This window comes from Paenibacillus sp. W2I17 (assembly GCF_030815985.1).
Taxonomy (GTDB): domain Bacteria; phylum Bacillota; class Bacilli; order Paenibacillales; family Paenibacillaceae; genus Paenibacillus.
In genome coordinates, this window is sequence record NZ_JAUSXM010000001.1 from 1,029,758 (window position 1) to 1,043,712 (window position 13,955).

13 protein-coding genes are annotated in these 13,955 nt (G+C 40.8%); 3 read left to right on the forward strand and 10 right to left on the reverse strand.

From position 1 onward, the window contains the following. Positions 1–90: 90 nt before the first annotated feature. Positions 91–651 (reverse strand): helix-turn-helix domain-containing protein, encoded by a 561-nt coding sequence (locus QF041_RS04585; RefSeq protein ID WP_091021004.1) that lies wholly within the window; start codon positions 649–651, stop codon positions 91–93. A 180-nt stretch (positions 652–831) separates the two neighbouring features. Here QF041_RS04585 and QF041_RS04590 point away from each other — a divergent pair, with 180 nt between their 5' ends. Beyond that, positions 832–1,776 carry an NAD(P)-dependent oxidoreductase gene (locus QF041_RS04590; protein ID WP_307412435.1) on the forward strand — a complete coding sequence of 315 codons (945 nt, stop codon included), beginning with the start codon at positions 832–834 and terminating at the stop codon, positions 1,774–1,776. 31 nt (positions 1,777–1,807) lie between these two features. Here QF041_RS04590 and QF041_RS04595 read toward each other — a convergent pair whose 3' ends face one another. From QF041_RS04595 to QF041_RS04605, 3 genes are read right to left on the reverse strand one after another with little or no spacing between them, the layout of a single operon-like run. After that, positions 1,808–2,293, reverse strand: a complete 486-nt coding sequence (locus tag QF041_RS04595) for a nitroreductase family protein (RefSeq protein ID WP_307412437.1) — start codon at positions 2,291–2,293, stop codon at positions 1,808–1,810. 17 nt (positions 2,294–2,310) lie between these two features. Next, positions 2,311–2,886, reverse strand: coding sequence for a nitroreductase family protein (locus tag QF041_RS04600; RefSeq protein ID WP_307412439.1), 576 nt, complete (start codon positions 2,884–2,886; stop codon positions 2,311–2,313). Between the two features lie 20 nt (positions 2,887–2,906). Beyond that, entirely contained in the window at positions 2,907–3,389 is a 483-nt protein-coding gene (locus QF041_RS04605; RefSeq protein WP_017688279.1) for a MarR family transcriptional regulator, read from the reverse strand. A 386-nt stretch (positions 3,390–3,775) separates the two neighbouring features. On the opposite strand from QF041_RS04605, the gene arr reads away from it, so the two are divergent. Then, positions 3,776–4,192 (forward strand): NAD(+)--rifampin ADP-ribosyltransferase, encoded by a 417-nt coding sequence (gene arr / locus QF041_RS04610; RefSeq protein WP_127549338.1) that lies wholly within the window; start codon positions 3,776–3,778, stop codon positions 4,190–4,192. A gap of 120 nt (positions 4,193–4,312) precedes the next feature. Here the strand turns inward: arr and QF041_RS04615 are convergent, their stop codons facing one another. From QF041_RS04615 to QF041_RS04630, 5 genes are all read right to left on the reverse strand, one after another. Continuing rightward, positions 4,313–8,116 carry a GH32 C-terminal domain-containing protein gene (locus QF041_RS04615; RefSeq protein WP_307412442.1) on the reverse strand — a complete coding sequence of 1,268 codons (3,804 nt, stop codon included), beginning with the start codon at positions 8,114–8,116 and terminating at the stop codon, positions 4,313–4,315. Positions 8,117–8,182: 66 nt separating this feature from the next. Further along, positions 8,183–9,775: a glycoside hydrolase family 32 protein gene (locus QF041_RS04620; protein ID WP_307412444.1), complete on the reverse strand. Its 1,593-nt coding sequence runs from the start codon at positions 9,773–9,775 to the stop codon at positions 8,183–8,185. 393 nt (positions 9,776–10,168) lie between these two features. Next, entirely contained in the window at positions 10,169–10,318 is a 150-nt protein-coding gene (locus QF041_RS04625; RefSeq protein ID WP_307412446.1) for a hypothetical protein, read from the reverse strand. Positions 10,319–10,546: 228 nt separating this feature from the next. Next, a complete protein-coding gene (locus QF041_RS31235; RefSeq protein ID WP_373461270.1) occupies positions 10,547–10,690 on the reverse strand; it encodes a hypothetical protein in 144 nt (47 codons plus the stop codon). Between the two features lie 13 nt (positions 10,691–10,703). Then, complete coding sequence (locus tag QF041_RS04630) at positions 10,704–11,429, reverse strand: LysR family transcriptional regulator (protein ID WP_307412448.1); 726 nt, start codon at positions 11,427–11,429, stop codon at positions 10,704–10,706. A gap of 176 nt (positions 11,430–11,605) precedes the next feature. Here QF041_RS04630 and QF041_RS04635 point away from each other — a divergent pair, with 176 nt between their 5' ends. After that, on the forward strand, positions 11,606–12,400 hold the full coding sequence (locus QF041_RS04635; protein ID WP_307412449.1) for an SDR family oxidoreductase: 795 nt from the start codon (positions 11,606–11,608) through the stop codon (positions 12,398–12,400). Between the two features lie 352 nt (positions 12,401–12,752). Here QF041_RS04635 and QF041_RS04640 read toward each other — a convergent pair whose 3' ends face one another. Next, positions 12,753–13,835 (reverse strand): nucleotidyltransferase domain-containing protein, encoded by a 1,083-nt coding sequence (locus QF041_RS04640; RefSeq protein WP_307412451.1) that lies wholly within the window; start codon positions 13,833–13,835, stop codon positions 12,753–12,755. Between the last annotated feature and the right edge of the window lie 120 nt (positions 13,836–13,955).

Genomic DNA, 13,955 nt, shown 5'->3' on the forward strand with positions numbered 1-13,955 from the left:
TTATGATATACTTAAATTGATTAAAAAAATACAACTCTGAATTCCCGTCATGGAATTCGGAGTTGCATTTAATAAGTAAATTTTCGACGACTAGAAGCCATATTTTAAGGATATATGGAGCACTGTTTCGTTATTCGTATGATTGGTATAAGCGTGAGGATAATCTGCACGAAAACTGATCGTATCATATTGATTCAATGTGTAAATCTCTCCATTGACTTGTAACTCAATGGAACCGGTCATTACTGTGGCAATTTCAGTTGTATTCACATGATGACCTTCAGGGTAATACGAGCTATTAGGCTGTAAGTATGCCCGACACATTTCAATATCGTTGCTTTTAAAGACGGGTTCAATGATCCAATTTTTTTCATCATTAGAAAACCGCAGTCCCTCCCCTGCTCGATACAAACTAACAGGTTTCTCTGATGTGAACAAAGCCAATAGCGGTAAGGATATTCCTTTTGAAATTTTCCATATAATTGCTAAAGTTGGATTTGTTTCGCCACGTTCTATATTCCCCAGAGTAAGTTTGCTTACGCCCGTTAATTCTGATAAGTCGTCTAAGGTCATGTTTTTTTCTTTTCTATACTTTTTTAATGCACCGCCGATTTGTAGTACAATTTGTTTTGACTCATCGATTTCATCCATTTGATATTCACCTCAATAAAAAACTATATAGCTAGTATATTGTTTATCTAGATTCTTTTCCATTCCAGTTCAATAGAACGTGATGAGATTTTCTTGATAAAATTGTATTAAAAGGATAAAATGACGAGCATCAAACGGTTTTATTCGAAAATGGTATAGCTTATGAAAGGTGGTTTAGCAATGAAGATTCTCATCGTTGGCTATTTTAGCGAGATCTCAAAATCAAATATTGCAAGGAGTTTTCCGCAAGACTGGAATGTTGTAATTGTTCCGCCGGGAAAAGAAATGCTGCATCATATTGAAGATTGCCAGGTAATCATTCCTGAACATATTAAAGTGGACCACGGCCTGCTTTCTAACGCAAAAAAATTAAAATTGGTACAGACGGGTGCAGGATTTGATAATGTGGATGTCCCTGCCTGTACACAGCGCGGCATTTGGGTGGCCAATGCTGCAGGAGTGAATGCACAGGCAGTGGCCGAGCACGTAATGGCACTGTTATTGTCTTATTATAAAAACATACCGTTTCTTGATACTTTCATGAAAAACAAGATGGATGAAAATCAATTGGACTATACAGGGAGTGAATTAAAGGGCAAAACGATTGGGATTATCGGTTTGGGTGCTATTGGAAAAAAAGTAGCTGCGTTTTGCAGGGTTTTTGATATGAATGTGCTGGCGTATGGGAGAAATGCCACTGCACAATCGGACGGTTTTGTGAAAATGACGGATTTTGATACTCTTGTAAGCACATCGGACATAGTCAGTGTACATGTACCCTTGAATCAGCAAACCAAACAGCTAATCAACAAAGCGGCATTCAAAAAAATGAAAAATACCACTCTTTTTATCAATACAGCCCGCGGCGGCATTGTCAACGAAAGAGACCTGATTGATGCATTAAAAAACGGGGATATTTCAGGCGCATGCCTGGATGTGTTTGAATCTGAACCGCTTCCGATTGACAGTGAGCTCCGGAATCTGGGTAATGTGATACTTACTCCCCATACAGCGGGAATGCCTGATGGTCGGAAATTTCATAAAACAAGATATGATTTCTTTATAAAGAATATAAAACGTGTAGAAAATGGTGAGGAGCCTGAAAGCAAGCTCAATCAGTTATGATGTTTTGGTGCAATAAAAATTGATCGCCACCCTACAGCAGTTCAAAATGAAGTTGAGTCTCAGGTAACTCCGTATTCCCTTTCCACTGATTTGCACCGTATCCCAATTCCAGAACCGCAGCAATGCGCTCGTTACTCAGTACACCAAACATTTCAGTACGGCTCGGATCGTACATCCAGTCATGCAAGGTACAGCGCACACCCAGACTTTGCTCATGAGCCAGCAAGCGGAAATTCTGAATTAGGCAGCAGACAGCTGCAAAGTCCTCTTCCCGCTTATATTGATCCGTCTCTTCCTTCACCAAGACCAGAAGATATGCAGGGGCAGGCTCCTGTAATCCCTGCATGATGTCCCCATACTGGTTATCAGCAAAGATAAATCGCCACGGCTCTCGGAGGCCATCATTTGGCGCCCATACGGCATGATTGAGCAACTCAAGGATTAGATCCTGCGATACCGGTTGATCCAAAAACTCACTCGGACCGCCCATGTCTCCTTCCAAATCTGACAATTTCATTTTCATATCCTCCTCTTCTATGTAGACTGTCCTCGCAATACGGTCCATTTCTGCTCGGCTGGTGTTCTTTTCCGACTTCTTGGCGCTTTGTTGTAATATCCTATATGAAGAATACCAACAAATCTTTCATCCTCACGTAAGCCAATTCCATTGAAGAACCCTTCATGTTGAATCATGGACTCTGTATCCCACAACATTCCTAACCCTCGTTCCCAGCCCAGCAGTTGGAAGCTCTGCATCACCCCGCAGGCAGCCGCATAATTGCGGTCATTGGTCAGACGATTCGGTCCTACAGTCGACATAACAATGACGTGGGCAGGAATATCGGTAAATCTCTTTTTAAAAACATCCAGAAGTTTCCCTGGAATCAACTTGCCGAGCTTGCTTTGTGACATCTGTTCCAGCATGCAGTCCACCAACCGTTTGCGTGCTTCCGGAGTTCCGGCATATACTACACGCCACGAGCCAGACTCGACAAAAGGTTGAAGCCTTATAGCCTTACGCAGTAATTCTACAATTAACTCCTGGTCCACCGGCGTAGAATTACATTTACGAATACTCCTGCGCTCCCTGATCAATTCCGCCAGACTCAAATGCTTCACTCTCCTTTGTTCTATCTGGATTCAATATTTATACTGCTGTCTTGAAGAAATTGATGGATTACTTTTAGCTCCGTTTCCGAATATTTGTCGAGAGTACGATAGAAGCGCTCAGCCTCATGTATATGCAGACGTTCATGCAGTTCAAAGATTTTTTTGCCTTGCGGTGACAACCGGAAATAGCTTTCCTTTTTGTTGTCGTTCATTTTTGTACGTTTGACGAATCCTTCCTCCAGCAGTTTGTTGCCAATTTTGGTGATACTTGCTTTGGACAAATTCATCGCCTCGGCAATACCCGTGTTGTTAATAGGCTCATGCTTGCCTATGCAATCTATCATATGAACCGCGGTCAAATGCTGAGGGATTTTCTCGATACTTTCTCGCTGGGCGATACTTAGGAAATGCTCGATTTCTGTATCCTTGTGGTTCTCATACACATGTAAAAAACGGATAAATTGGTCATAAAGCAACTGTTTTGTTCTATCTTTTGAGATCATCCTGTGATCGCTCCTTATTTAATTGTAAACAAAAATATCATTTAAATATTAAGGTTTTTCTAAATAATTTCTTATATTTTGTTTACTGGTGAACAATATAACATGAATGATAATGCTTATCAACTATATTCTCTGACATTGCAACATCACTCTACAATCCAGGACAGAGACCTGCCTTGAACGGATTATCTTTTTAACCTGCTCGTTAGTTAAACAAAAGCAGCCGATCACTATGATCGGCTGCTTTCTTAAACTTGGGTTATTGGACTCAGTATCATTCTCTCTACTTAAATTATACCGTTATTTTTTATTTTTTTATAGACTGTTTTTTTTGAAATTCCTACACTATACTGCTAAATACAAAACTAAAAAAGAGGTGGATCAGTATGGATGACAAAAAAGTGATCATAGATCAAGGTCCTTTTTTTCACGGTACAAAAGCAGAACTGCAAATTGGTGATTTATTAGAACCACAATTCTTATCAAATTACCAAGAGAAAAATTCTAACCATATATACTTTACTGCAACATTAAATGCTGCCAAATGGGGTGCTGAATTGGCAAGATCTAATGCAAAAGAAAGAATTTACATTGTAGAACCATTAGGAGATTTTGAAAGTGATCCAAACGTAACTGATAAAAAGTTTCCTGGAAACCCAACACGTTCATATCGATCTAAATCGCCACTTAAAATAGTAGCTGAATTAGCTTCATGGGAAAGACACTCTGAAGAAGAGATTAATCACATGATTACATCTTTAAGAAAACTAAGTGAAGAAGGAAAAAATATAATATATGATTGATTCCTCTCGTTAAAAGAAAAAAGTCGCTATAATAGCGACTTGAATAGAACAATGGTCCTGTCCCGCGACACTTCTTTATTAGAATATCTATGAGATACGCCATCATGGAATAAATTTTGATTATTTTGCTAATATCCATTTTTGTCGATCAAGTGATGGATTCAGTTCACTTAGGATGAGTTCGGTCCCATCTTCCGATACTTCTAATGCTTTTTGATGATGAGCTGAAGTAATATGAACTGATCCGTCTTTGTTCTCGTGAAGGACCCAACGCTGGTTGTTGTATCCCAAGTAATGGTATAGCTGAAGTTTGTTTTGCCCTATATCCAGATCAAGCGTCTGACCGGCCGTAGTACGAATCGAATACGAACCTGCTTCGTCGCCTGTCGGAACAAATACCCACTTCTGGACGGAAGCTGCACTTGCATCTTGCAAGGTAACCGGCTCCCCGTTGACAAGGTTCACGGTATAAATGGATTTTTGTGTTGCGGCATTTATAAGACTGGACTTGGTGATGTTTGCAGGTTCACCGTTGCTCACATTGACGTTCTGATAAGATGCGGATCCGCCAAAAACATTGAGTCCAAAGTGACCTTCTGCAAAAGTACCATCCATGATATCTATCACTTTTTGACTGTCCACGTGAACGACAATATGCGGACCATTCGCTTCTATTTTCACCTTATACGTTTGACCTGGCTGAATGAAAGTTGGTACTTTTGCAAGAACCTGCCGTTCTTCAAATCCTCCATTGATTTTATAGAACAGACGGATTGCCTTCATGTTAGGGTCTAGATTCAGATAATAACCACTGCGACCATCTTCGCTAGTCCTGAACAAAATAGAACCTGCCCCTCCTGTTTCACCAAGCATCATGTCTGCTTCATACGTAAAATTCCCAGCCTTCTCTTTGGCAATATAATTCGCATCGCTATAATATTTACCACGAATCCCATGTTCACTAACTAACCATGAAGCAGCAGACAGATCTTTAGTCCATCCACTCAGGTTTGTCCGGAACTCACCACCTGAGACTTTAACGAGCACGCTAGCGGAAGTTTTACCATTCGGAGTAGATACAGTGACTGTGGACTCCCCTTCTTTTTTTGCCTTAATAACTGCGTGTGAGTTGTCTACCAGGTCTATGGCTATTACTTCGTTATTACTAGAATCCCACTTCAGCGGTTGAACGCCTAAACCTGGTCCGTACTCGACCATCGCCTGCAGTGTATCCGACTCGCCTACCCCAAGTTCCCGATCGCTCGTATCCATCTTTATTTGAACTTTTGAAGGAATGTCCTCATTCCAGACAGATTCAAGTTGATGCACTTTCAAGGAAACAACGTTCACATTCCCACCTTTCACATAAAAACTCATCGCTCTACTAGCAGGATCCGGAAATATAACATCTGAAAAGACAACTTTACCGTCGTTACCAAAGGCTTCAACAGAAGACTCATCCACAAGAATACGCATCTTGATCCGATTATTCTCCATTTGCGTAGGTGCTTCATGTTTCTTGCTGAAAAGGTTAGAAAAATCCGTTTCACCCGATGTAGTTCGGTCCACAAACATACGACTATCGCTTGCCTTATAACCCACGACCGTCTTCTGATTTGCACCCTCACGAATGTTAAAGCCAAACTCGGTCGCTGTGCTGGCTTCAGGGATTTCAATTTCAGCTTCAATTTCGTAAGCCCCTGAAATAATACCTTTTAACAGATTCCCGGAAGAAGGACTCACCGACTTGTTGGAAGCAGAATACAAAGGTTTACGCAGTGATTCCAATTCTTTGATTGGACTTTGCACCATCCGAATTCCATCTTTGGTCGTTACCAATGATACTTCCCTAGGAATGGTTAGTTCACCTTTCCAATTGGACGTTGGGAAAGCGAACGGATAATCCCAATTCGTCATCCACGCCATCATCACTGTGCGATGATCAGGCATGTTAGCGAAAGACATCGAAGCGTAAAATTCTTTACCAAAATCTGTTCTTAGTACCTTACCCGCGGGATTATCGTTCACGAATTTACCATCAGCTGTTAATTGACCGATAAAATACTCGGCATCTGATCCGCCTGTTTTGGGATTCGCTCCTGTACTGATCATCATAACCCACTTTTTCTGTGACGTTCCGTCTACCGGAAGCTGGAACAAATCAGGGCATTCCCATACGCCTCCGCGGACGTAATCCCCATATCCCCAATTATCTGTCAATGTCCAGTCAAGTAAATTCGTTGACGTATAGAAACGAATATGATCTCCTCCGGACACAACCATAACCCAGCGGTTATTCTCATCATCACGGATTACTTTCGGATCGCGGAAATCCCAATTCCCAGCTTCATTTCCGCTCTTACCTGGGTTCTCGATCACAATCGGGCGCTCCTTCGAATACTCCCAAGTACGACCTTGGTCTTTACTGTAAGCAAGACCTATACGCTGGTTCCCATTTGGGCTATCCGGATTAAAGGAAGTGTAGTATGCAATAAGGCCCTTGCCTCCTGAATCTCCGAATAAACCAGATGCATTTGTCATATCCGCAACAGCCGACCCAGACCAGACATGTCCGTGATCATTCCAGGGAAGTGCAATCGGAAGCCGTTTCCAGTTCAGCATATCTTTACTTACCGCATGCGCCCATGTTCCTCCATCCTGATGGAAGAGATGATATTCTCCTTCGAAGTAGACAAGTCCATTCGGATCACTCGCTGAACCACGTATTGGCGTGTAGTGATATTGTGGACGATATATCTCATTGTAATATTGGCTCAGTTCCGTCACATAAGTATCCTGAAAGTAAGCCGTCCCCTTTTTTACGACGATTCCAGTACTTCCACTTTTGTAGGTTGAATCTTTCACGTCAATCGCGGCCGTAGTGTACCCGTCCAGGAAGACCTGAATTCGATCTCCCTTTGCCTTGATTTCCACATGATGTTTGGCTCCCATCTGACTCGGATAAGTACGTTGCGAACTTGCAATTACTGTTCCTTTTGTATTCGTCAAACTTACACGGACCTGATCTCCTTCCTTCGTAAGAGAAGCTTCATATCCTTCAGCTCCATCGGTTGAAGATCGGAATGCGAGAGCTGCAATAGAATCTGGACGAAGGGTAATATTCCCTTCATAGACCATATCAGTCGCCTCTTTATTATAGATTTGCTGTGCTTTGCTCTCCTGTTCTACCGTCCCTCTTTTGCCGTTGATATCAGGCTGCCATGTTCCCTTGCTAGAAAGCACCGTACCCAAATTACCTTTCAGATCGCTCACTACGATGTTCGAAAACAAGGCGGATCCATCCCATACATGGAGTCCAAGCTTTCCGCTTTGATACGAAATGTCTTGAACATCAATTAATGGTTTATATTGATTGCCCCAATATACTTTTAGAGAGGAACCCACTGCCTTCACTTTGAGATGATAGATTTGCCCCATTTCAACAGAAACTTTACGCTCCTCCTTTAATTTCCCATTTCCATTTCTTGCATCTCTTAACCGAATCAGACCTGCGTCCGGAACGATTTGCAGCATGTACGAGCTAAAGCCATCCTCATTAGAACGAAACAACAATGTGGCGTCTGCCTTCGTATCCCTGATCATGACATCAGCTTCATAGATAAAATCATCGGACACTGTCTCTGAGATGGCCATTACATTTTCTTTAGGCTGTGAAGTTAGCAGGATTCCTTCTGAAGTATCCTCTAATCCCCCTTTTCCTTTCACTTGCCAGCCTATCAGATTGGTATTTGATTTGGATGCGCTTTCAAAAATATCAAGCTCCTCCTTTGCCTGTTTATTTGTTTCCTGATCAGCGAGCACAGCACTAGCCGCAATTGATTTGGACGTAAAAATACCGTTTGAAGTCAGAGTTAATCCCGTTGCCATCAGAAGACATATTGCGAATTTAGATTTATCGTTCATTCCATACCCTCTTTTCTAATAGAATCGTAAAGTCGATTCAAATTTAATTGGTTTTGGACACCGAGTTCAGTTCGGTTGATTTTCCCAAATGCTTACGAGATCATTGATTTGAAGAGACACGACCTTTAGTTCTCCGCCAATGGCATAGAGTTCCAGTCCTCTACTTTCCAAGTCGGGGAAAATCGTGTCTGAAATGATAGTTGTTCCATTGTTGCCAAAGATCTCTACACTTGACCAATCAACATAGATGCTCAACTGTATCCGTTTATGCTCTGGCTTCATGGGGGCCTTGTGTTTTGCAGCAAAATCGGGATGGAAATCAACAGTGTTTGACTTCGTCCGATCGACGAACAACTCCTCATTCAAGACATTATATCCGATGACTGTCTCCTGGTTGGAAGAGGAAGACTTTCGCACCTTGAACCCAAATTCTATTGCGTTACCAATTTCAAATTCCGCAATAATTTCCATCTTTGCAGTAGAAACAGCAGACAAAACGTTCATATCTGGTTTAATCGTAATGTCTTGTAGAGACAGAATTGATCTTCTAAGTTGATTTAACTCAGTTATGGGTGCTTGAATTAAGCGAAGTCCTTCCGAATACGTCCTAAGCCGAATCTCTCGTGGGATTGACATATGGCCACGCCATTCTTTAGAAGGAAGAGTGGAAGCATAACGCCAATTATTCATCCAGCCGACCCAAATCTTTCGCCCATCCTCATTCGGGATACCATCCCAGGTCACGGCCGCGTAAAAGTCAGATCCGTAATCTATCCATTGGATTGTATCGAATGATTCCAATGTTTCATCTAGTGTAAAAACCTTACCATCAAAGTGACCTATAAAATACATCATGCCTGAACCGCCTGCGGGTGGTTCTGAATCGTTTGGATTTACGCCATTTCTATCTCCGAGACTTAGTGTCAGAATCCATTTAGTGGTATTGGGGTCCTCATCCACATGGATTTTAAAAACATCAGGACATTCAAATATTCCACGATGGATGCCCGGAATGTCAGAACCGAAACCGCTTGCATAAGACCAATCCTTAAGATTCGAAGATGTGTAAAATTCTATACGGTCGCTTACTGCAAGAACCATTACCCAGTTTGAAGATTCTTCATGCCAGAATACCTTTGGGTCTCGAAAGTCTAGCGTTTCCGTGGGGAATAAAACAGGGTTGCCTTCATATTTTGTCCAGGTTCTACCTTTGTCCTTGCTGTAAGCGATGCTTTGAACCTGCGGTTTACCGGGTTGAGCGCTGTTACCGTTATTAGTATAAATTGCAACCAATCCTGATCCTGCTTCGTTGAAGAATCCGCTTGTATTGTTCTTATCGACTACCGCACTTCCCGAAAAGATCGCTCCATCTTCTCCGGGCGAGATGGCTGGTGGAAGTTCATCCCAATGTACTAAATCATTACTTACTGCATGCCCCCAATGCATTCTGCCGAAGTCAGGCTGCGTATCATGGGGAGTATATTGGTAGAAAAGGTGATATTCTCCTTCGTAATAAACCATCCCGTTAGGATCGTTAATCCAATTTCCCTTAGGGGAATAATGTATTTGCGGTCTGTATTCATTTTTATAAATAAAGTTTTCTGGATCTTTGCTGATACTATTTTCACCTGATAGATGTACTTTTTTAATTTTGTTCACGCTCCCTTAAGGCTATTTAAAATCTAAAGAAGAAATATGCATTCCTTATTAACAAAATAATCCACCGGTTTTCATTTGTCAAAGTATTTTTGGATAAATGAACATTATTTTTTATGTATATATCTGTTTTAGTTTACATTTGCACAATTTATGACTGATTATAGAAAATAACAATTTTTTAGTTAAGTTGATCTAATCATTTTTTATTACTTTAAACCTATTGGTTTACAAATGTAAAAAGGTTACATCTAAACTTCTCTTTACTTGTTCAACAAAATATCGTTAGTATTAAACCCAATTTTACCGATAAAACAAAAAAAGCCGCTAAAATAGCGACTTCAACAGGAATATGTTCTTGTCTCTTGACATGCTCTAAATAAATTAACGGCTCGCTTATGCTTTAACAACTTCAACCTTTTTATCCCCTGCTGACTTCGCTACCTCTAACGTTGTGTTACCTTCGATAGTGACTATTACGCCAGTAGCCAGCATAGAAACGATTAAAGCTGCGCTGAGGGCTGTGGAAATTTTTTTCTTGACCATAATCATACCTCCGATATCTATTATGTTGTAATAAGCGGCTCAAAGAACTATGACGAGCCGAGTGTGACTAGATATTACAATATTTCACTTTTTTGTTGGGTAATCTATCTGGTGATTGTATTATAACTCACTGCCAATCATTGTAAAAGGTTTTTTTCCTTGTGTTCAAATACAATAAAGTATGATTGTTTTCTCAGAATTTCTTTTCAAAACTAAAAAATTTGGAGGTCAATCCCCTTGATGTAAAGTATCCACATATTCAATAAACCTCTTCGCTGCTGGGGAAATATTATGATCATCTCTCCACTTTAATCCTATTTCCCAGTACCACCCTTCATCAATGATAGGGATCCAGACCAATTCATCTAACATCAAACCCAGCGTCTTAGGCAGTACTGATACACCTAGACCCGACTTTATAAAAACCGGCTACAGTGATCAGGTCCTCCGCTTCATAAGCAGAAGCAAGAAAAAATCCGGTATGTTGGAATCGGGATAAAATCGTTGCTTTTAATCCACAGTTGTTTTTCAATCCAATAAATGGCTCGCCAGACAGCTCTGTCAAACTAAGAGCGCTACAATCTGCATAACGATGTTGGGAGGGAACAACAATGTATAAAGGAACATTCTGAATCGTCTTCCAGTGATGATTATTCAAAGTAGATTCCCTCGATGTAATCATAATATCCGAAAATCCTTGCTCCAGATGTGCATCAATATCTCCTAAGTTCCCTTGTGTCAATTCGAACCGAACTTTGGGATACTTCAATTGATAACTTCGAATTAGGCTAGGGATCAATTCAACACCGAGAATGTTTAGATATGACAACGTAATCACACCAGTATCCGGATTGGACCACTCTTCGATTTCCTTTAGACCATTTTCAATATTATGTAGGGCCCTACCAATCCATTTAGAGAACATAGTACCGTTTCGGTTCAGCTTAATATTTCGTCCATTTCGCTCAAATAAAGGAGCTCCTATCTCGTTTTCAAGCTTGGCAATTGCATGACTTAACGCTGGCTGAGTAATACCTAGTTTTTTGGAGGCTAAGGTCATATGTTCAAGTCGTGCAACGGTCATAAAGTATTCCAATTGTGTAAGTTCCATTAAAACACCCCTTTCTATATTAATAATATTCATCATTTTTATTATTATAATAAATTGGACGTTATGAAAGTAGCAAGTGTAGTATTAGTTCTAGCTCCTCTCGAACAACACATTAAGGTTTAGAGACAGAGCAATTTCAAATTAATCATTGAATACCATCACAAGGAGGAATAGTTATGTATAAAGAATTTGAGTTCTCTGTATCAGAATTTGAAGGTAAAAAGGTGCTTGTAACCGGAGGAACAAAGGGAATGGGGCAAGCAGTTGTAAAAAGACTTGCAAACGGCGGAGCTACAGTTCTTACTACTGCCCGTTCCCAATCTACTGACTTGCCAAATTCGGTCAAATTTGTGCAAGCAGATGTCGCCACACCTGAAGGTGTAGAGCAAATAATTACAGCAGTAAAAGAGCAACTTGGAGGTATCGATATTATTGTCCATTGCGTAGGTGGATCAACGACACCACCAGGAGGCGCTCTTGTATTGAGTGATGAGGATTGGCTTCATGCATTAAATTGGAATTTACTCGCAGCAGTTCGACTTGATCGTGGCTTAATTCCACTTATGTTAGAAAATAATTCAGGCGTTATTCTTCATTTCACTTCCATCCAGAGACGATTACCTTTATATGAAACTACACTGGCTTATGCATCTGCCAAAGCCGCGCTGACTAATTATAGCAAGGGATTATCGAATGAATTTTCCCCTCAAGGAATTCGCATCAATACATTGTCTCCCGGGTTTATTCAGACAGAAGCAGCTGACGCATTAATTGATCGGATCGCAACGGAAACCGGAAGTCGAGAAAGTGCGCTCGAACAACTTATGACTTCACTCGGAGGTATTCCAATTGGTCGGCCAGGATTTCCTGAAGAAGTCGCTGAGCTGGTCGCATTTCTGGTCTCAGACCGAGCAGCATCTATTACAGGTAGTGAATATGTCATAGATGGGGGAACGATTCCTACCGTCTAAAAATTAATTAATAAAGGGAGAGAACAATATGGATCTCAATCATTTACCGTCTGTAATTGGCAAATACATTACTGCATCTAACAAGCCAGACCCGACAGGTGATTCGGGAATGGAGTGATCAAAACCATTTCGCGGCGAATGTAACGTTAAAGCCAACAATAGCAAAAAAAATAGGTGATGAAATTGTGCTAACATGCGAGCTGGATGGTACCTACGACAAGACTGGTTTACCCGATCCGCTATTATTGAATTATCATTTTGTTATTGTTGACGATAAAATCGTCAGACTTTCCATCTTCTAGAGATATCCAAATGTAAAAACAATGTTTGGTTGACTACCTGGAACGTAAGGTCAATGATTCATATAATGGGCATATAGTTCCTCGAAGGTTGTAAAACGTTCGACTTTTCTGCCGACCCTATCATACTCTTCTAGATAATCATCCATCACATCAAGGAGCTTCTCTTTCATAACTGGTAAATTACTTGCATCAAAGTACTGCATAAGATCATATTTCTTGGTTCCTTTCTCCATGGCCATTTCATCAAGATATCCGTGTGCTCCAAAGGCCGAAAGAAAAACGTAGGAAGCATCGTTCGTTGTAACACTGTTCAAAATTTTATTACGGTAGTTGCACCACAGTTCTTCGTATGTTCCTCCAAGATTATCAAAGGTCGGAACCGGTTTAACAATGAAGTTATCACACATTGTGTTATGTAACCTCGTAACACTATTCAACATATTAAAGGATGTTATTCGAATATCTTCAATGGTATGAGCTTCGATGATTGACACGTATAAGGATTCGAGATTATCCGGAACATAGCGAAACGAACGTATCTCTTCCAAATATCGCTTGATCCCTCGTTTGATGCACGTGTTATTCATACTCACCAAGGCATTGACTAGATTATACAGAACCTCAGCAGATGCATATCGCACTGAACCGATATCTTCACTAAGCATCGTATCGCTGTATGCTTGCTTAGCCAGGTCGATCCATTTATTTGCTCGATTAAGACACGCTTCTCCTATCGGTTTTGCAAGTGCATCAAGAGCTTTTTGCTGGAAGTCTTTCAATTTCTCCAAATCCTCAGGCTTAGCATAGTAGAGTACTTTAAGCTCGGTTAGGCTCGATACGTTGGGACTCTCCAAGGTGGATTGCTCTTGTATTCTTGAATCCCATGGCGTGCAATAGATATCATATCCAACGTCGTCCAAGATGAAGCAATCGGATATTTTCCATCCCTTTTCTGTATTATTAATGATAATTAAATCAAGATCGCTCTTCTCGTGAAAGTCACCGGTGCTAAATGAACCAGTAAGCCCAATAATGGCGATATCGTCTAGAAAATCTCTTTTTACGCGTTCAATCACCATGTTAATGAGCAGTTCATTTTTGTCCAGCAGCTTCTTCTTTATGATTTCGTTCATTCGTTACACCTCTTCGTATGATCCGGCCGTCCTTCATCACAACAACCTTAACTTAAGTCTATCGACTTAGGGGTACGGTTACTATGTATAAGTTGATTTAAGTCATCTTTGCACAAAATC

Excerpts from the sequence above, each read along its gene's own strand:
- QF041_RS04635 (WP_307412449.1), top strand. The coding sequence starts at position 11,606 with ATGTATAAAGAATTTGAGTTCTCTGTATCAGAATTTGAAGGTAAAAAG.
- QF041_RS04625 (WP_307412446.1), bottom strand. The coding sequence starts at position 10,318 with ATGGTCAAGAAAAAAATTTCCACAGCCCTCAGCGCAGCTTTAATCGTT.
- QF041_RS04585 (WP_091021004.1), bottom strand. The coding sequence starts at position 651 with ATGGATGAAATCGATGAGTCAAAACAAATTGTACTACAAATCGGCGGT.
- arr (WP_127549338.1), top strand. The coding sequence starts at position 3,776 with ATGGATGACAAAAAAGTGATCATAGATCAAGGTCCTTTTTTTCACGGT.
- QF041_RS04630 (WP_307412448.1), bottom strand. The coding sequence starts at position 11,429 with ATGGAACTTACACAATTGGAATACTTTATGACCGTTGCACGACTTGAA.
- QF041_RS31235 (WP_373461270.1), bottom strand. The coding sequence starts at position 10,690 with ATGTTAGATGAATTGGTCTGGATCCCTATCATTGATGAAGGGTGGTAC.
- QF041_RS04605 (WP_017688279.1), bottom strand. The coding sequence starts at position 3,389 with ATGATCTCAAAAGATAGAACAAAACAGTTGCTTTATGACCAATTTATC.
- QF041_RS04640 (WP_307412451.1), bottom strand. The coding sequence starts at position 13,835 with ATGAACGAAATCATAAAGAAGAAGCTGCTGGACAAAAATGAACTGCTC.
- QF041_RS04590 (WP_307412435.1), top strand. The coding sequence starts at position 832 with ATGAAGATTCTCATCGTTGGCTATTTTAGCGAGATCTCAAAATCAAAT.
- QF041_RS04615 (WP_307412442.1), bottom strand. The coding sequence starts at position 8,116 with ATGAACGATAAATCTAAATTCGCAATATGTCTTCTGATGGCAACGGGA.
- QF041_RS04595 (WP_307412437.1), bottom strand. The coding sequence starts at position 2,293 with ATGAAATTGTCAGATTTGGAAGGAGACATGGGCGGTCCGAGTGAGTTT.